Genomic DNA, 17,513 nt, shown 5'->3' with positions numbered 1-17,513 from the left:
CGCCGCCGGTGGGGAGGTCGCCGACCGGCGACCTCCCCCGGCTCGGAGAACCTAGAGGGTACGGGTGAGCCGGTCGGCGAGGATCCGGGTGAACCGGGCCGGGTCGGCCAGTTCGCCGCCCTCGGCGAGCAGCGCCATCCCGTACAGCAACTCCGCGGTCTCGGTCAGCGACTCCTCGGAGCCGCCCTGCTCGCGGGCCTTGCGCAGGCCGGTGACCAGCGGGTGGCCCGGGTTGAGCTCCAGGATTCGCTTGACCGCCGGGACCTCGTGGCCCATCGCCCGGTACATCTTCTCCAGCGTCGGGGTGATGTCGTGGGCGTCGCCGACCACGCAGGCCGGGGAGGTGGTGAGCCGCGAGGACAGCCGGACCTCCTTGACCTGGTCGGCGAGCGCCCCACCCAGCCAGGTGAGCAGGTCGGCGTACTCGGTGCGCTGCCGCTCCCGCTCGGCCTCCGCCTCCGCCTTCTCCTCCTCGGTGTCCAGGTCCACCTGGCCCTTGGCGATCGAGCGCAACGTCCGGCCGTCGTACGTGCCGACCCGCTCGACCCACACCTCGTCCACCGGGTCGGTCAGCAGCAGCACCTCGTAGCCCTTGGCCCGGAACGCCTCCATGTGCGGCGAGTTCTCGATGGTCGTCCGGGACTCGCCGGTGGCGTAGTAGATGTCGGCCTGGCCGTCCCGCATCCGGCCGACGTACCCGGCCAGGTCGGTGGGCTCGGCCGCGTCGTGGGTGGAGGCGACGGACAGGATCTCCAGGAGGGTGTCCCGGTTCTCCGTGTCGTCGATCAGTCCCTCCTTCAGTGCCGAGCCGAACTCGGTCCAGAGGGTGCGGTACTTCTCCGGCTGCTTCGCCTTCAGGTCGCGGACCGTGCCGAGCACCTTCTTCACCAGCCTGCGGCGGACCACCTGGATCTGCCGGTCCTGCTGGAGGATCTCCCGGGAGATGTTCAGCGACAGGTCGTGCGCGTCGACCACGCCCTTGACGAAGCGCAGGTAGTTCGGCATGAGCGCTTCGCAGTCGTCCATGATGAAGACGCGCTTGACGTAGAGCTGCACACCGCGGCGGCCCTGCGGGGAGAACAGGTCCAGCGGGGCGTGCGAGGGCAGGAACAGCAGCGCCTCGTACTCGAAGGTGCCCTCGCCCCGCATGTGCACGACCTCGAGCGGGTCGGCCCAGTCGTGGCTGACGTGCTTGTAGAACTCGTGGTACTCGGCCTCGTCGACCTCGTCGCGGGGACGGGCCCAGAGCGCCTTCATCGAGTTGAGCGTCTGTACCTCGGTGGTCGGCTCGGCACCCTCGGCGCCGGGGCGCGACACGGTCATCCGGATCGGCCAGGCGATGAAGTCGGAGTACCGCTTGACGATCTCCCGGATCGTCCACTCGGCGGTGTAGTCGTGCAGGTTGTCCTCGGCGTCGGTCGGCTTGAGGTGCAGCGTCACCGCGGTGCCCTGAGGCGCGTCCGCGACCGCCTCGACGGTGTAGGTGCCCTCACCCGACGACTCCCAGCGGGTGCCGCCGCTCTCCCCCGCCCGGCGGGTGACCAGCTCGACCCGGTCGGCGACCATGAACGCCGCGTAGAAGCCGACGCCGAACTGGCCGATCAGCTCCTGCGACGCCCCCGCGTCGGAGGACTCGCGCAGCTTGCGCAGCAGCTCCGCGGTGCCCGACTTGGCGATCGTGCCGATCACCTGGACCACCTCGTCGCGCGACATGCCGATCCCGTTGTCCCGGACGGTCAGGGTCCGCGCGTCCCGGTCGACCTCGATCGCCACGTGCAGGTCGGCGGTGTCGACGTCCAGGTCCTTGTCGACCATCGACGCCAGCCGCAGCTTGTCCAGCGCGTCGGAGGCGTTGGAGATCAGCTCACGCAGGAAGACGTCCTTGTTCGAGTAGATCGAGTGGACCATCAGCTGGAGCAGCTGACGCGCCTCGGCCTGGAACTCCAACGTCTCGGCCCGGTTGCTCACACCGTGTCCTTTCATGCTCGACTCCACGGAGAGGTTCGCGGAAAGGATACGAGTCGTCGCGGAGGGCGAGGCGTCCGACGCCCGGTCGAACACCAGACGCCCGCGTGCGGTCACACGGCGAGCGCGGCCCGCACGTCCGCCTCGGCCCCGGCCCCGCCGTCGCCGGTGGAGGTGACCCGACCGGACTCCAGGACGTGGTAGCGGCCGGCGACCCGCAGCGCGAAGCCGAGGTGCTGCTCCACCAGCAGCACGCTGATGCCGCTCTGCCGGGTCAACGCCACGATCCGGTCCTGGATCTCGGTGACCACCGACGGCTGGATGCCCTCGGTCGGCTCGTCCAGCATCAACAGCCGCGGCCGGGTGATCAACGCCCGGGCGAGCGCGAGCTGCTGGCGCTGGCCGCCGGAGAGCAGACCCGCCCGACGCCGCAGCAGCGGACGCAACGCGGGGAACAGATCCAGCACCTCGGCGGTCGCCACCGCGCCGTCGCGCCGCCCGTCGGCCACCAGCCGCAGGTTCTCCCCCGCGGTGAGGTGGGGGAAGCACTGCTGCCCCTGCGGCACGTACGCCAGGCCCCGGGCGACCCGCTGGTGCGGGGCGAGCCGGGTGACGTCCTCGCCGTCGAGCTCGACGCTGCCCGCGTTCGGCCGCAGCAGGCCGGCGGCGACCCGTAACAGGGTGCTCTTGCCGGCGCCGTTGTGACCGAGCACGGCGACCACCCCGTCGGTGGGCACCGCCAGGTCCACCCCGTGCAGCACCCGGCTGCGCCCGTACCCGGCGTGGACGTCCCGCAGCACCAGCATCACGCCTCCGTTCCGGCCGGGGCGGTCCCGGCGGCGTCGACCGGGTGGCCGAGGTAGACCTCCTGCACCCTCGGGTCGGCCTGCACCTGCGCCACGGTGCCCTCGCTGAGCACCTTCCCGGCGTGCAGCACGGTGACGGTACGCGCGAAGCGGCGCAGGAAGTCCATGTCGTGTTCGATCACCACCACCGTGCGGTCGCGGCTCACCTTTTCCAGCAGCGTGCCGGTGGCGTCCCGCTCCTCGTGGCTCATCCCGGCCACCGGCTCGTCGAGCAGCAGCAGCCTGGCGTCCTGGACCAGCAGCATGCCGATCTCCAGCCACTGCTTCTGGCCGTGTGCGAGGGTGCCGGCGAGCTGGTCGACGTGCCCGGCCAGCCCGATCGTGTCCAGCGCCGCCGCCACCTCGTCGGGAACGCCGTGCCGGCGCCGGACCAGCGTCGCCCAGCTCCGGCGGGCACCGGCGGCGATGTCGAGGTTCTGCAACACGGTCAGCTCCTCGAAGACCGTGGAGGTCTGGAACGTCCGGCCGACGCCGAGGCGGCTGATCCGGTGGACCGCCCGGCCGAGCAGCTCGTGCTCGCCGAAGCGGACCGAGCCGGTGGCCCGGACCAGGCCGGTCACCGCGTCGACCAGCGTGGTCTTGCCGGCCCCGTTGGGGCCGATCAGGAAGCGGATGTCGCCCGGCGGCACGTCGAGGCTGACCCCGTCGACCGCGGTGAACCCGTCGAAGCTGACCCGCAGGTCGCGGATCGCCAACCCGTCCGGCCCGCTCATGCCACCGTCTCCGTCCGGGAACGCTTGCGCCACAACGTGAAACGTCCGGGCGGGCCGTCGTCGCCGCGCCGCCGGGCGAGCGCCACCAGCGACGCCAGGCCACCCGGCAGGAACGCCACGACCAACACGAACAGCAGACCCTGGAGGTACGTCCAGGTGCCCGGGAACCGTTCCGACAGGGCGGTACGCGCCCACGCCACCGCGACCGCCCCGAGCACCGGGCCGAGCAGGGTGGCCCGGCCACCGACGGCGACACCGATGACGAACTCGATGGACGGCACGATCCCGATCAGCGCCGGTGAGATGATGCCGACCGCCGGGACGAACAGCGCGCCGGCCAGGCCGGCCATGCCGGCGGCCACCACGTACGCGACGAGCTTGACCGACGCCGGGTCGTAGCCGAGGAAACGCACCCGCTCCTCGCCGTCGCGCACCGCCACCAGCAGCTCCCCGTAGCGGCTCTGAATGAGCTGACGGGCCAGCACCAGCAGCCCGAGCAGGCACGCGGCGATGACGAAGTAGACCATCCGCTGGTTCACCGGGTCGTCCAGGTCGTAGCCGAAGAAGCCCTGGATGTCGGTCAGGCCGTTGGTGCCGCCGGTGGTGCCCTGCTGGCCGACCAGGAGGATCACCATGGCGGCGGCGAGGGCCTGGCTGAGGATCGCGAAGTACGCCCCGCGCACCCGGCGGCGGAAGACCAGCGAGCCGAGACCGAACGCGACCGCCATCGGCAGCAGCACGGTCGCCGGCAGCGCGAACCAGGGGCTGGCGAACGGCCGCCACCACACCGGCAGCTCGTCGAGCTGCCCGTACAGCTGCATGAAGTCGGGCATCGCACCGGGGCCCGCGTCGGCCAGCTTGAGGTGCATGGCCATCGCGTAGCCACCGAGGCCGAAGAACACGCCCTGACCCAGGGTGAGCATCCCGCCGCGGCCCCAGGCGATGCCGACGCCGACCGCCACCATGGCCAGGCACAGGTACTTGGCCAGCAGGGACAGCCGGAAGTCCGACAGCACCAGCGGGGCGACGGCGAACAGCAACGCCGCGCCGCACGCGAAGCCGGCCGCCGCGCGCAGCCGCAGGGCGCGCCGGCGACGGCCCGGCGGCGGACCCCCGGCCGGGACGGGGCCGACGGTGGTCACGGTGGGCGGTCCGACGACGGCGGTCATGCCAGGCTCCTGGTACGCAGGGTGAACAGTCCCTGGGGTCGCCACTGCAGGAACGCGACGATGGCCACGAAGACCATCACCTTGGCGACGCTGAGGGTGGTGAGGTATTCGCCGGTGGCCTGGAGCACGCCGAGGGCGAACGCGACGATGACGCTGCCCTTGAGCTGCCCGATCCCGCCGACCACGACGACCAGGAAGGCGTCGATGATCAGGTTGGTGCCCATGGTGGGGCCGATCGGGCCGAGCAGGGTGAGGGCGACCCCGGCGACGCCGGCCAGGCCGGAGCCGACGAAGAACGTGGTGCGGTCCACCCGGGAGGTGGCGATGCCGGAGACCGCGGCGAGGTCCCGGTTCTGCACGACGGCGCGGATCCGGCGGCCGAGCGGGGTGAGGCGCAGGGCCAGGGTCAGCGCCGCCACGGCGGCCAGGGCCAGGGCCAGGATGAACAGGCGGTTGTTGGCGACGGTGAGCCCGCCGGGCAGGCCGATGTTGCCGGTGAGCAGCTCCGGCGCCCGGGTCTGCACGTTCGGGCTGCCGAAGACGTCCCGGGCCAGTTGCTGGAGCATCAGCGACACACCCCAGGTGACCAGCAGGGTGTCCAGCGGCCGGGCGTAGAGGCGGCGGATGAGCAGCGCCTCCAGCAGCACCCCCATGGTGCCCGCGACCAGGAAGGCGACCGGCAACGCCACCAGCAGGGACACGCCCGCGCCGGTGATGGTCTGTTGCAGCACGTACGTGGTGTAGGCGCCGGCCATGATGAACTCGCCGTGCGCCATGTTGATGACGTTCATCTGGCCGAAGGTCAGCGCCAGGCCGAGCGCGATGAGCAGCAGGACCGCCCCGATGCTGACGCCGGTGAAGAGTTGACCGAAGAGGACTGTCACGGTGCGCACTCCGAGGAGGTGTGGTGGCCCGGGCGGCGCGGCGCCGCCCGGGCCGGTTCGGTCAGCTCAGGCCGGTCGCCCAGGGGTAGCTCTTGAGGTACGGGTCGGGCTTGATCGGCTGGCCGGAGTTCCAGACCTCGGTGATCAACCCGTCCGCGCCGACCTTGCCGATGCGGGCGGTCTTGGCGATGTGCTGGGTCGTCCCGTCGACGGTGACCAGGCCCTCCGGGGCCTCGAAGGTGATCCCGTCGGCGGCCGCCCGGACCTTCTCCACCTCGAACGTGCCGGCCTTCTCCACCATCGCCTTCCACAGGTGCACCGAGACGTACGCGGCCTCCATCGGGTCGCTGGTCGGCTTGTCCGGGCCGAACTTGGCCTTGTACGCGGCGACGAACTTCTCGTTCGCCGCGCCCGGCGTGGTCTGGTAGTAGTTCCAGGCGGTCAACTGGTCGGCGAGGTACTGCGTGCCGATGCCCTTGACCTCCTCCTCGGCGATCGACACCGACACCACCGGCATGCTGGCCGCGGTGAGACCCGCGGAGGTGTACTCCTTGAAGAACGCGACGTTGCTGTCGCCGTTGAGGGTGTTGAAGACCGCGTCGACCTTCGATGACTTCACCTTGTTGACGATCGTGCCGAATTCGGTGGAGCCCAGCGGTGCGTAGTCCTCGCCGAGCACCGTCATCCCGTTCGCCGCCGCGTACGCCTTGATGATTTTGTTGGCGGTCCGCGGGAAGACGTAGTCACTGCCCACCAGGTAGACCGACTTCTTGCCCTGCGCCTTGAGGTAGTCCAGGCCGGGAACGATCTGCTGGTTGGTGGTCGCGCCGGTGTAGAAGATGTAGGGGGACTGTTCCAGTCCCTCGTACTGCACCGGATAGAACAGCAGCGCCTTGTTCTTCTCGAAGACCGGCTTGACCGCCTTGCGGCTGGCCGAGGTCCAGCAGCCGAAAACGGCGGCGACCCGGTCCTGGCTGATCAGTTTCTCCGCCTTCTCGGCGAAGGTGGGCCAGTCCGAGGCACCGTCCTCGCCGACCGGCTCGACCTTCTTGCCGAGTACGCCGCCGACGGCGTTGATCTCCTCGACGGCGAGCATGATCGCGTCCCGGACGGTGACCTCGCTGATCGCCATGGTGCCGGAGAGCGAGTTGAGCAGGCCCACCTTGACGGTGTCGCCGGAGGTGTCGGCGCTGACACCGGCGGCGGTGTCGGTGTCGCTGGTCTTGCTGCCGCACGCGGTCAACGCGACCGCGGCGACCAGGGTCATGGCACCCGCCAGGATGCGGCGGCCCCGGAACAATGTCATCAATTCTCCCTGCTTCGCGCGTGGAGGTGTGTGTCGACGGATGTGCGGTGCGGTCCGGTGGATCGTTACGCGGCGCACCGGACAGGTGGGTGGACACCGTCCGGGCGTCGATTTATCTGTCGGGCAGGGAAAGCTTCGATCCGCTTCGTTGCGCGGATGTTTCCCGATCCTCAATAGACTGTTTCCACCGAGCCGGCGTGGCTTGTCGTGGCCCACGAGAAATGCCGACGTCCGGCCGAGAGAAAATCGGCACAATGGACGTCGGCATGCGAATGTCGGCCGCTGCTCGGGTCAATTCCCGACGGGCGTCACGGAATCGCCGGCAGGTCGCCGTGGAATCAGCGGTGTCCGGGCGGCACCCGGATACTTCACGCAGGAAGCATCTTAGGCGCGCGCCGGGCCGGCCTGTCAAGGCCCGGTCCCGGGCACGTCGGCCGGGCCTCGCTCACAGCTGCGCGAGAACCCGGAAGTCCAACCCGTCGGCCTCGGCGAGATAGATGCGCTGCCGGACGTGCCGGCGACGCAACCGCAGCTCACCTCGCGGCCCGTCGTACGACACCACGTCCGCGGACGCCTCCACCGCCCGTACGTCCAGCGTGCCGGCCTTCGCGATCAGCGCGGCGAGCAGCATGACGCCCTCGTAGCAGGACTCGCCCAGGCTGCCCAACGGGGGCGCCTCCACCCCGAACCGGCGGGCGAACGCCCGGTGGAAGTCCAGGTTCTCCTGGGTGACCAGGCCGGCGAAGAATCCCGCGGTGCTGTAAAGCCGCCGGGTCGCCGACGGGCCGCTGGCCAGCAGCATGTTCTCGTCCATCAGCGTGCTCAGGCGCAGGCAGCGCTGGTCCAGTCCGGCTCGGGCGAAGGCCCGGTTGAACCGGACCGCGTCCGCCCCCACCAGCAGCATCAGCACCGCGTCCGCCCCGCTGCGCTCGATCCGGCGCAGCACCTCGGCGAAGTCGTGGGTCTCCAGCGGCAGGAACCGGTGCCCGACCACCCGTCCGCCGCTGTGCACCGCGTACCGGTACGCCGCCCGGGTGGTCCGTCGTGGCCAGACGTAGTCGTTGCCCACCACGAACCACCGCCGCGCCCCGAGGTCCCCGGCGAGCACACGCATCGCCGGCCACAACTGGTCCTGCGGTGTCTCGCTGGTGAGGAACACGCCCTCGGTACGCTCCCCACCCTCGTACAGCGCGGTGTAGACGTAGGGCACCCGGTCGGCGATCCGGGGCGCCACCGCCTGCCGTACCGAGGAGATGTGCCAGCCGGTCACCCCCTGCACCGCGCCCACCGACACCAGCGCCTCGACCTCGGCCGCCACCGCCTGCGGCGGTGCGCCACCGTCCACCGGCACCAGCCGTAGTTCCCGGCCCAGCACCCCACCCCGGCGGTTGACCTCCTCCGCCGCCAACTGCGCGCACAGTTCGCAGCTCGGGCCGAACATGCCGGCGGGGCCCCGCATCGGATAGACCAGGGCGACGCTGACCACACCCCGGTCGACGGTCAGCCAGGACGCCCCGGTGGCGACGGTCTCCCCCGCCTGCGGGCGCCCGGACCCCGGAGCCGGCGCGGACATGCACACATGGTGACCGCGCCCGGATGCGATGACCAGCCCTCCCCACCCACCGGGACGGCTCGGTACGATGGCCGGGGGTCTCCTTCCCCGTCGTCGAAGCCCCCGGAGGCCACCGCCAGGCGGGAGTGCCATGTCCGACCTTCCCGGCTCCGCAGCCGACCTGCTCCACCTGCTCACCCGCGCCGAGCGCCTGCTCGCGCGCCGGACCGGCGCGGTGCTGACCGTCGAGTCGCTCAGCATCGAGGCGTGGCGGGTGCTCTGCCTGCTCGCCGACGGCCGGGGACACCCGATGAGCGAGGTGGCCGCCGAGGCGTCGCTGCCCCCGGGCACCCTGACCAAGCTGGTCGACCATCTCGTCGACCGGAACCTGGTGTTCCGCCGGGTCGACCCGGTGGACCGTCGCCGCATCCGGGCGTACCTGACCGCGCGTGGGCGGCGCGAGCACGAACGGGTCGACGCCCTGGTTGGCGCTGCCCTGGCCGAGCTGACCACCGGAGCCGACGCCGACCTGACCCGTCTGCTCGGCGACCTGATCGGCCGTCTGGAGCCGAACCGCCGCCCCACCCCGACCCCCGCCTGACCGGTCCCCTTCCCTCCTCCCCCGCGCCGACCGCGGGTGGCGGTCGCCGGCGACCGGCGCCGGGGCGGGGCGCGGAGCGGGCCGCTAGGTGGGGGCCGGCACGGGACCGGGCAGCCGGGGTGTCAGGTGTTGCCGCAGTGTGTCTGCGTCGGGGGCGGTGGCGGTCCAGAGGGTGGCCGCGTCGCCGGCCAGGGGCAGACGGGCCACCGCCCCTGGCCGCTCCCGCGACGCCGTGCCGGCAACCGGCCCGCCCAGGTCCACCTCGGGGGGCGCGGCGGGTCGGGCCGGATCCAGGAGCAGCAGGGAACCGGTGGCGGGCGCCCCGCCGAGCACCGCCGGTCCGGACCAGCCGGGTACGTCCGGACCGACCGCGAGGGACTGCCGCAGCAGGGGGCGGCCGGCGTGGTCGACGGTGGTCCGGACGACGACGTCGCCGGGCTGCTCGCCGTACCGGCCGCAGATCAGCTCGTCCCGCCAGAGCAGCGTCCCCCCGTCGGCCACCATCACCCGGGAGTCCGCGAGATGTGCGCAGCCGGTCGCCGCGACCAGCTGCTCGGGCAGCCAGTGCAGGCTGGCGCCCTCCGCCACGCTGGCCCGGACCCGCATCCGGGACACCGCCCCGGGCCGGCCGGGCAGCGCCACCGAGGCGGCCACGGTGTGCACCCGGACCACCGCGCCGCGTCCCACCTCGACGTCGAGACGCAGGTCGTCACCGGCGAGCGGTCCGGCGGCACCGCCGACGACGTACACCGTGACGCCGCCATCCCGGCCGGGCACCTGGCGCAGCAGCAGCGGTGGTTCCCCGCGTAGCTCGGCCAGGACGGTACGACCGCGACCGTCGGTCCGGGCGACCAGCCGGGCGGCGGCGCGCATCAGGCCGACCCGGTGGGCACCGCGACCGACGGCGGCAGAGCGGCGGGCGGGGCGGCTGCGACGGCGGTGCGGTGGTGCGCCAGCTCGTGGCGGATCCACTCGGCCACCCGGTGGGCCAGCGGATCCTGGGTGATCGAGAGGAAGACCGTGGGCAGGTCGCCCCGCCGGGCGCGGGCGTCCCGGTCCATCACCGACAGGTCGGCGCCGACCATCGGAGCGAGGTCGGTCTTGTTGACGACAAGCAGGTCGGCGGCGGTCACCCCCGGGCCGCCCTTGCGTGGCACCTTGTCCCCGCCGGCCACGTCGACGACGAAGATCTGCCGGTCCACCAGCCCTCGGCTGAAGGTGGCGGTCAGGTTGTCCCCGCCGCTCTCCACCAGCACCAGGTCCAGCGGGCCGACGGTGTCGGCGAGGTCGTCGACCGCGTCGAGGTTCGCGCCGATGTCGTCGCGGATCGCGGTGTGCGGGCAGCAGCCGGTCTCCACCGCGCGGATCCGGGCGGGGTCGAGCACCCCGGCCCGGCGCAGGAAGTCGGCGTCCTCGGTGGTGTAGATGTCGTTGGTCACCACGCCCAGCCGGAGTTCATCGGCGAACGCCCGGCAGAGCGCGGCGACCAGGGCGGTCTTGCCGGATCCGACCGGACCGCCGATGCCGACCCGCAGCGCCCGTGCGGCCGGCGGCAGCGGGGCGTGCGGGTCGACCCCGGGCTCGGGGTGGGTGTGCGGAACGGACTCGTCGTGCGCGGTCTCAGGACGCAAAGAGACGCACCTCCCAGGTGACGTGTGCTTCGGCATGGATGTCGGCGAGCGGCGCGGCGGCGGCCGGCAGCTCCTCCGGCGGGCCGTCGGCGGCCCGCGCGGCGTCGGCGGCGGTGGTGTCGCAGGCGCCGGCGAGGGCGATCAGCAACGCCTGGACGTGGTACGGGTCGAGGCCGAGCAGCCGGACCCCGGCGCTGGCCGCGCCGGTCACCGTGCCGTGGGCGGCGGCCAGCGCGGTCTCGGTCCTGCTCAGCCCGGCGGCGGCGGCGAGCAGCCCGAACACCAGCGGCTGGTGCGGGCCCGCGGCACCGCCGGGCAGGTCACCGAACGGGGCGTACGGCCAGATCGCCCGCCCGGCCCGCAGCAACGCCCGGCCCTGCCGGCGGGACACCGTCCGCAGCGCCGGTGCGGCGGTACGCGCGTCCAGTTCGGCGTCCAGCCGGCCCAGTTCGGCCGCCCGGTCGGCGGTCGGGACGGCCCGGTGGGCAGCGGCGGCGAAGGCCGCGCCGACCAGCCCGGCGGTGGCCAGCCGGCCGCGCAGGAACTCGCCCAGCGTGCCGAGGTCGGTGACCCGTCCCGCCGCGACGGCGGCCTCCAGCCCGCCGGAGTGGGCGTGCGCCCCGGCCGGGAACCGTCCGTCGGCGAGGAGCAGGAGCATGCTCGACGTCGGCATCAGAAGAGGAAGTACCGCTGGGCCATGGGCAGTTCGGCAACCGGGTCCGGCTCGACCACCGCGCCGTCGATCCGGACGGTGAACGTGTCCGGATCCACCTCGATCCGGGGCATCGCCCCGTTGTTCGGCAGGTCGGTCTTGCCCCGGCCGCGTACGTCGGCGACCGGCACCACCCGCCGCCGCACGTCCAGCCGCAGCCCGGCGTCCAGCGCCGCGGGCGCGACGAACGCGAGGCTGGTGGCCGCCGCCGCGCCGCCGTACGCGCCGAACATCGGGCGGGGCAGCATCGGCTGCGGCGTCGGGATGGACGCGTTGGCGTCGCCCATCTGGGCGTGGGCGATGAACCCGCCCTTGATGACCAGGTGCGGGCGTACGCCGAAGAACGCCGGTTCCCAGAGCACCAGGTCGGCGAGCTTGCCCGGCTCCACCGACCCGATCTCGTGGTCGAGTCCGTTGGCCATCGCGGCGCAGATGGTGTACTTCGCGACGTACCGGCGGGCCCGGTGGTTGTCCGCCGCCCCGTCACCGGGCAGGGCGCCCACCCGGGCCTTCATCACGTGCGCGCTCTGCCAGGTCCGCAGGACGACCTCGCCGATGCGTCCCATCGCCTGCGAGTCGGACCCGATGATGGAGATCGCGCCGAGGTCGTGCAGCAGGTCCTCGGCGGCCATGGTCGACGGCCGGATGCGGCTCTCCGCGAACGCCAGGTCCTCCGGCACCGCCGGGTTGAGGTGGTGGCAGACCATCAGCATGTCCAGGTGCTCGGCCAGGGTGTTGCGGGTGTAGGGCCGGGTGGGGTTGGTCGACGAGGGCAGCACGTTCGGCTCGGCGGCGACGGTGATGATGTCCGGCGCGTGCCCGCCGCCCGCCCCCTCGGTGTGGTACGAGTGGATCGCCCGGCCGTTGACCGCCCGCAGCGTGTCGGCGACGAAACCGGCCTCGTTGAGGGTGTCGGTGTGGATGGAGACCTGCACTCCGGAGGCGTCGGCCACCCGCAGGCAGGCGTCGATCGCCGCCGGGGTGGTCCCCCAGTCCTCGTGCAGCTTGAAACCGCCGGCGCCGGCGCGCAACTGCTCCCACAGCGCCTCGGTGGAGACCGTGTTGCCCTTGCCGAGCAGCAGCACGTTGACCGGGAAGGCGTCCAGGGCCTCGTGCATGCGGGCCAGGTGCCAGGCGTTCGGGGTGACCGTGGTGGCGCGGGTGCCCTCGGCCGGGCCGGTACCGCCGCCGACCAGCGTGGTGATGCCGCCGGCCAGCGCCTCGGTGACGAGCTGCGGGCAGATGAAGTGCACGTGGGTGTCGACCGCGCCGGCGGTGAGGATCCGGCCGTTGCCGCCGATCACCTCGGTCGCCGGACCGATCACCAGGTCGGGGTGCACGCCGGGCATGGTGTCCGGGTTGCCGGCCCGGCCGAGCGCCACGATCCGGCCGTCGCGGATACCCACGTCGGCCTTCACCACGCCCCAGTGGTCCAGCACCACCGCGCCGGTGATGACGGTGTCCAGCGCGCCCTCCGCCCGGGTGGCCCGGGACTGGCCCATCGACTCCCGGATCACCTTGCCGCCACCGAAGACCACCTCGTCGCCGCCGACGCAGTGGTCGTCCTCCACCTCGATGAGCAGGTTCGTGTCGGCCAGCCGGATCCGGTCGCCGGTGGTCGGGCCGTACAGGTCGACGTAACGGGACCGCTCGACCGCGCTCACCGCCCGGCCGCCGGCTCGTCGAGCGGACCGCCGCACTCGCCGCGGAGGCCGGGTACGACCCTGGCGCCGCCGAGCGGCACCAGTTCGACCTGCCGGCGGACCCCGGGCTCGAAGCGCACCGAGGTCCCGGCCGGTACGGCCAGCCGTTGGCCCCAGGCGGCGGCCCGGTCGAAGTCCAGCGCCGGGTTGGCCTCGGCGAAGTGGTAGTGCGAGCCGACCTGCACCGGCCGGTCGCCGGTGTTGACCACCGGCAGGGTGGTGACCGGCCGACCCACGTTGATCTCCACCGGCGCGGCGGCGGGCAGGATCTCCCCGGGGATCACGGGATCGGGTGGTGCACCGTCACCAGCTTGGTGCCGTCCGGGAACGTGGCCTCCACCTGCACCTCCCTCAGCATCTCGGCAACGCCGTCCTGGACGTCGTCCCGGCCGAGGACGGTGCGGCCGGTCGACATCAGGTCGACGACCGACCGGCCGTCGCGGGCTCCCTCCAGCAGGAAGGCGGTGAGCACCGCGACCGCTTCGGGGTGGTTCAGGCGCAGGCCACGCTCGCGGCGACGACGGGCGACGTCGGCCGCGACGTGGACGAGCAGGCGGTCCTGCTCGTGGGGGGTGAGGTACACGGTCGCTCCCGGTGGGGTCGGCGTGTCCCGGCTCGGCGTCCCGGGGAACCTCCGGCCGTACGCCGCCCGACAGGGCGGCACCGAGCCGAAGGAGGCGGGCAGGTGCCGCGGGAGGCGAGCACGATGCCCGGGAGTCGAGCAGGAAGTCACGCGGGACGCTGACCGGCGTCGGTGGGGGCGATCCGGGACTTCCACCGTCCCGGCCCGCACGCGAGCCGCCCAGCGGTCGTCGGATGCGGACCGCACCGCTGCACCGCTGACAGCACGGTAGAGGATCGTCTCCGGCGGGGGCAACAGCCGTCCCGCGTCGGGAGACGGCCGGCGCGCCCCGGTGACCCATCCGACAGGTGTGCCGGCGGGCCGGGGCGGGTACAGAGACCGGCCGGGGTGCCGGCAACGGCGCGCGCCGGCCCAGGTGTCAGGATGTGGGCAGGTGCGCCAGGGGTCGTTCGCCCCGGAACGGGGGGCGACGATGAGAATCGGTCGGACGTGACGGCAGGTATCGGTGACCTCTTCGCCGGCGGCGGCGACACCGGGCGGCTGATGGCGCGCCTGGACTGGTCGGCGTCGCCCGTCGGGCCGGTCGCCGGCTGGTCGCAGAGCCTGCGCGCCGCGGTCCGGATGGTGCTCTCCTCCCGCTACCCGATGCTGCTGCTCTGGGGCGAGGAGTTCACCCAGCTCTACAACGACGCGTACTCGGCGCTGATCGGGGACAAGCATCCCGCCGCGCTCGGTGGCGACGTGCGGGTGACGCTGGCCGAGGGCTGGGACGTGCTGGCGCCGTTGATCCACGAGGCGATGACGACCGGGGTGGCCAGTTGGGTGCCGGCGCTGCGGCTGCTGCTGGAGCGGGCCGGTTACCGGGAGGAGGCGTACTTCAGCGTCTCGCACGCCCCGGCCCGCGACGACGACGGCCGCACGGTCGGGGTGCTCACCGTGTGCAGTGAGGTCACCGAGCAGGTGGTCGGCGAGCGTCGGCTGCGCCTGCTGCGGGACCTGACCGGCGGCGGGGACGGGCGCACACTCGACGTGGCGGGCACCTGCCGCCGGCTCGCCGAGGCCATCGAGGCGTACCCGTTGGACGTCCCGTTCGCCGCGATCTACCTGCGCGAGGGTGACCTGCTGCGGCGGGCGGCGTGCGTCGGCGGCGCGGCGGTGGCCGCCGGGTTGCCGGAGCGCGTACCGGCGGGCGAGGGTCGGTCCTGGGGTCTGCCGGAGGCCGCGGCGGGGGTGATGACCGAGATCGACGATGTGGCCGACCGGCTCGACCTCGCCGGTGGGGCGTGGGGTGATCCGGTCGGTCGGGCGCTGGCGCTGCCGCTGCCGTCGGCCGAGGCGGACCAACCGCTGGGCGTGCTGCTCGCCGGGGTCGGTCCCAGCCGGGGGTTGGACGAGGCGTACCGGTCCTTCTTCCACCTGCTGACGCAGCAGGTGGCGGTGGCGGTCCGCAACGCGCGGGCCTACGAGGACGAGCGGCGTCGCGCCGAGGCGCTGGCCGAACTCGACCGGGTCAAGAACGCGTTCTTCACCAACGTCAGCCACGAGTTCCGTACCCCGCTGACGCTGATGCTGGGCCCGCTCGCCGACGCCCTCGCCGACTCGGGACACCCGCTGCCGCCGGTGCAGCGGGACCGGGTGGACGCGGCGTGGCACAATGCCACCCGGCTGCTGACCCTGGTCAACAGCCTGCTCACCTTCTCCAGCCTGGCGGCCGGGCGGGCCCGCAGCGAGGCCCGCGAGGTCGACCTGGCCGGGCTGACCGGCGAGCTGGCCAGCGTGTTCCGGGCCGCCGTGGAGCGGGCCGGGCTGCGCCTGGAGGTGGACTGCCCACCGCTGTCCCGCCCGGTCGCCGTCGACCCGGTCAACTGGGAGCGCATCGTCACCAATCTGCTGTCCAACGCGCTGAAGTACACGTTCGTCGGCCGGATCCGGGTCACCGTCGAGGCCGACGACGAGGAGGTCCGGCTGGTCGTCGCGGACACCGGCATCGGTATCGCCGCCGAGGACCTGCCCCGGCTCTTCCAGCGGTTCCACCGGCTACCGGGCACCCGGGCCCGCAGCTATGAGGGGACCGGCATCGGCCTGGCCCTCGTCCGCGAGCTGGCCCGCCTGGAGGGCGGCGACGTGCGGGTGGTGAGCCGGGTCGGCGTCGGCAGCACGTTCACCGTGGCGCTGCCCTGGGCGGTGGCCGGCCGGGACGCGCCACCGGGACCCGACACGCCGACCCGGGGCGAGGCCACCCGCGCGGCCGTCCAGGAGGCGGCCGGCTGGTTGACCGAACCGGTCTCGACGACCGTGCCGGCGCCCGCGTCCGGGCCGATGGACGCCACCCACGGGGCCCGGATCCTGGTCGCCGACGACAACGCCGACATGCGCGCCTACCTGGCCCGCCTGCTCGCCGATCAGGGCTGGCGGGTGCAGACGGTCGGTGACGGCCGGTCCGCCCTCGACACGGTCCGGCGCGACCCGCCGGACCTGCTGCTCACCGACGTGATGATGCCCGGCGTCGACGGCTTCGAGCTGGTCCGCCGGCTGCGCGCCGCGCCGTCCACCGCGGCCCTGCCGGTGCTGGTGCTCTCCGCGCGCGCCGGTGGTGACGCCAGCGTCGCCGGCCTCGAACTGGGTGCCGACGACTACGTGGTCAAGCCCTTCGCCGCCGCCGAGCTGATCGCCCGGGTGCGGGCGGCGCTGCTGCGCGCCCGAACCCGGCGACCGGACGCCGGCGGGTCCGCCGCCACGACCCCGGCCACCGTCGTGGTCCGCCCGCCGGGGGACCTCACCCCGCCGTCCGGGCCGGGCGCTCCCATGCCGGTACGGGCAACCGCGGCACCGCCCGAGCCGGAGGTGAGCGATCCCCGGCCGCGCACCGACCTCGCCACCCGCGCGGGCGTGCTGGACACCGGCTGGGCGTACCCGTCCCGGCCCACCTCGGCGGCGGCGATGCGCCGGGACGTGCGCACCGCGCTGGAGGCGATCGACCTCGATCCGGACGTCGTCCAGGACCTGCTGGTGGCCGCGTCCGAGGCGGTCAACAACGCGGTGGAGCACGCCCAGCGCCCGACCCGGCCGGAGGTACGGGTCCGGTTGCGGGTCGCCGACGGCACCGTTCAGATCGTGGTGCGGGACTTCGGGACCTGGCGCGACCGCCGTCCGGCAATGGACCGGGGCCGCGGCGCGACGCTGATGAACGCCTACGGCGACGTGCGGATGGTCTCCACCGCCGAGGGCACGACCGTCACCATCGAACGCCGGTTGTCCGAAGGGGACGTGGCGCGCGCGGGAGGCTGATCGTCGACCTCCACGGGGTCTGCCGGCTGCCGCCCACCGTGGTCGACTGGGGGTCGACTCCGCGCGGATCGGGGTACCTGCCCGGATCGTCATCGGTGTCCGGTTCCGGTCGCGCCGGATCGGGCCGGGTGTCCGGTTTCGGGGTGGGGTGTCGGGTGGCCGGGGCCACCGCGGGGGTGGAATCCCCGACCCCGGCGGGTCGTTGTACATGGCAGACCGCGCCACCCCGGCGGGAACGATCCCGCCACCGGCCACCGTCCGAGCCCGCCACCCCCGGCCGGCCGGAATGATCCGCCGGCCGGCACGGTTACATCCCCCGGGCCACGCACCAGGGCCCGCCCCGGGAACCCCGGCGGGGAATGACCCCCCGGCCCCGGTCGTTACATCCCCCGGACCCGCGCAGGACACCACCACCGCCGGGCCGGATCCCCCGAAACATCGCGGCATGCCACCGCAGAACCCCCCTTCTTGCGTGTGTCGCGCACCCCCGATGTGAAGGAGCACCCCCATCATGGCTACCACCCTGTTCCGCAAGGCCGC

15 protein-coding genes are annotated in these 17,513 nt (G+C 73.2%); 2 read left to right on the top strand and 13 right to left on the bottom strand.

From position 1 onward, the window contains the following. Positions 1 to 51 precede the first annotated feature (51 nt). From htpG to D7223_RS28150, 7 genes are all read right to left on the bottom strand, one after another. Entirely contained in the window at positions 52 to 1,983 is a 1,932-nt protein-coding gene (gene htpG, locus D7223_RS28180; RefSeq protein ID WP_120731900.1) for a molecular chaperone HtpG, read from the bottom strand. A gap of 95 nt (positions 1,984 to 2,078) precedes the next feature. Continuing rightward, complete coding sequence (gene urtE, locus D7223_RS28175; RefSeq protein WP_120731898.1) at positions 2,079 to 2,771, bottom strand: urea ABC transporter ATP-binding subunit UrtE; 693 nt, start codon at positions 2,769 to 2,771, stop codon at positions 2,079 to 2,081. Then, a complete protein-coding gene (gene urtD / locus D7223_RS28170; RefSeq protein ID WP_120731895.1) occupies positions 2,771 to 3,544 on the bottom strand; it encodes an urea ABC transporter ATP-binding protein UrtD in 774 nt (257 codons plus the stop codon). The genes urtE and urtD overlap by 1 nt, the downstream gene beginning before the upstream one ends. Continuing rightward, on the bottom strand, positions 3,541 to 4,713 hold the full coding sequence (gene urtC / locus D7223_RS28165) for an urea ABC transporter permease subunit UrtC (protein ID WP_238162264.1): 1,173 nt from the start codon (positions 4,711 to 4,713) through the stop codon (positions 3,541 to 3,543). Before urtC ends, urtD begins: the two co-directional genes overlap by 4 nt. Continuing rightward, entirely contained in the window at positions 4,710 to 5,597 is an 888-nt protein-coding gene (gene urtB, locus D7223_RS28160; protein ID WP_120731893.1) for an urea ABC transporter permease subunit UrtB, read from the bottom strand. The genes urtC and urtB overlap by 4 nt, the downstream gene beginning before the upstream one ends. A 61-nt stretch (positions 5,598 to 5,658) precedes the next feature. Further along, positions 5,659 to 6,903, bottom strand: a complete 1,245-nt coding sequence (gene urtA / locus D7223_RS28155; protein WP_120731891.1) for an urea ABC transporter substrate-binding protein — start codon at positions 6,901 to 6,903, stop codon at positions 5,659 to 5,661. Positions 6,904 to 7,348: 445 nt separating this feature from the next. Continuing rightward, positions 7,349 to 8,476 (bottom strand): substrate-binding domain-containing protein, encoded by a 1,128-nt coding sequence (locus tag D7223_RS28150; protein WP_120731890.1) that lies wholly within the window; start codon positions 8,474 to 8,476, stop codon positions 7,349 to 7,351. Between the two features lie 130 nt (positions 8,477 to 8,606). Between D7223_RS28150 and D7223_RS28145 the strand changes: the two genes are divergently transcribed. Beyond that, positions 8,607 to 9,056 carry a MarR family winged helix-turn-helix transcriptional regulator gene (locus tag D7223_RS28145; protein WP_120731888.1) on the top strand — a complete coding sequence of 150 codons (450 nt, stop codon included), beginning with the start codon at positions 8,607 to 8,609 and terminating at the stop codon, positions 9,054 to 9,056. Positions 9,057 to 9,140: 84 nt separating this feature from the next. On the opposite strand, the gene D7223_RS28140 is transcribed toward D7223_RS28145, so the two are convergent. Genes D7223_RS28140 through D7223_RS28115 form a run of 6 tightly spaced genes read right to left on the bottom strand, consistent with a single transcriptional unit; the run spans position 9,141 to position 13,685 of the window. Next, positions 9,141 to 9,929: an urease accessory protein UreD gene (locus D7223_RS28140; protein WP_120731886.1), complete on the bottom strand. Its 789-nt coding sequence runs from the start codon at positions 9,927 to 9,929 to the stop codon at positions 9,141 to 9,143. Next, positions 9,929 to 10,687, bottom strand: coding sequence for an urease accessory protein UreG (ureG, locus tag D7223_RS28135; protein ID WP_280531493.1), 759 nt, complete (start codon positions 10,685 to 10,687; stop codon positions 9,929 to 9,931). Before ureG ends, D7223_RS28140 begins: the two co-directional genes overlap by 1 nt. After that, entirely contained in the window at positions 10,677 to 11,360 is a 684-nt protein-coding gene (locus D7223_RS28130) for an urease accessory protein UreF (protein WP_120731882.1), read from the bottom strand. Before D7223_RS28130 ends, ureG begins: the two co-directional genes overlap by 11 nt. After that, positions 11,360 to 13,063, bottom strand: a complete 1,704-nt coding sequence (locus D7223_RS28125) for an urease subunit alpha (protein ID WP_120731880.1) — start codon at positions 13,061 to 13,063, stop codon at positions 11,360 to 11,362. The genes D7223_RS28130 and D7223_RS28125 overlap by 1 nt, the downstream gene beginning before the upstream one ends. Then, entirely contained in the window at positions 13,060 to 13,386 is a 327-nt protein-coding gene (locus D7223_RS28120) for an urease subunit beta (RefSeq protein ID WP_120731878.1), read from the bottom strand. The genes D7223_RS28125 and D7223_RS28120 overlap by 4 nt, the downstream gene beginning before the upstream one ends. Then, on the bottom strand, positions 13,383 to 13,685 hold the full coding sequence (locus D7223_RS28115) for an urease subunit gamma (RefSeq protein WP_120731876.1): 303 nt from the start codon (positions 13,683 to 13,685) through the stop codon (positions 13,383 to 13,385). Before D7223_RS28115 ends, D7223_RS28120 begins: the two co-directional genes overlap by 4 nt. A gap of 489 nt (positions 13,686 to 14,174) precedes the next feature. On the opposite strand from D7223_RS28115, the gene D7223_RS28110 reads away from it, so the two are divergent. Then, positions 14,175 to 16,973 carry an ATP-binding protein gene (locus D7223_RS28110; RefSeq protein WP_238162263.1) on the top strand — a complete coding sequence of 933 codons (2,799 nt, stop codon included), beginning with the start codon at positions 14,175 to 14,177 and terminating at the stop codon, positions 16,971 to 16,973. The last annotated feature ends 540 nt before the right edge of the window (positions 16,974 to 17,513 follow it).

Source organism: Micromonospora endolithica (assembly GCF_003626595.1).
Classification (GTDB): domain Bacteria; phylum Actinomycetota; class Actinomycetes; order Mycobacteriales; family Micromonosporaceae; genus Micromonospora; species Micromonospora endolithica.
The sequence above is the reverse complement of the archived record's forward strand: the minus strand, read 5'-3'. Positions and strand labels throughout refer to the sequence as shown.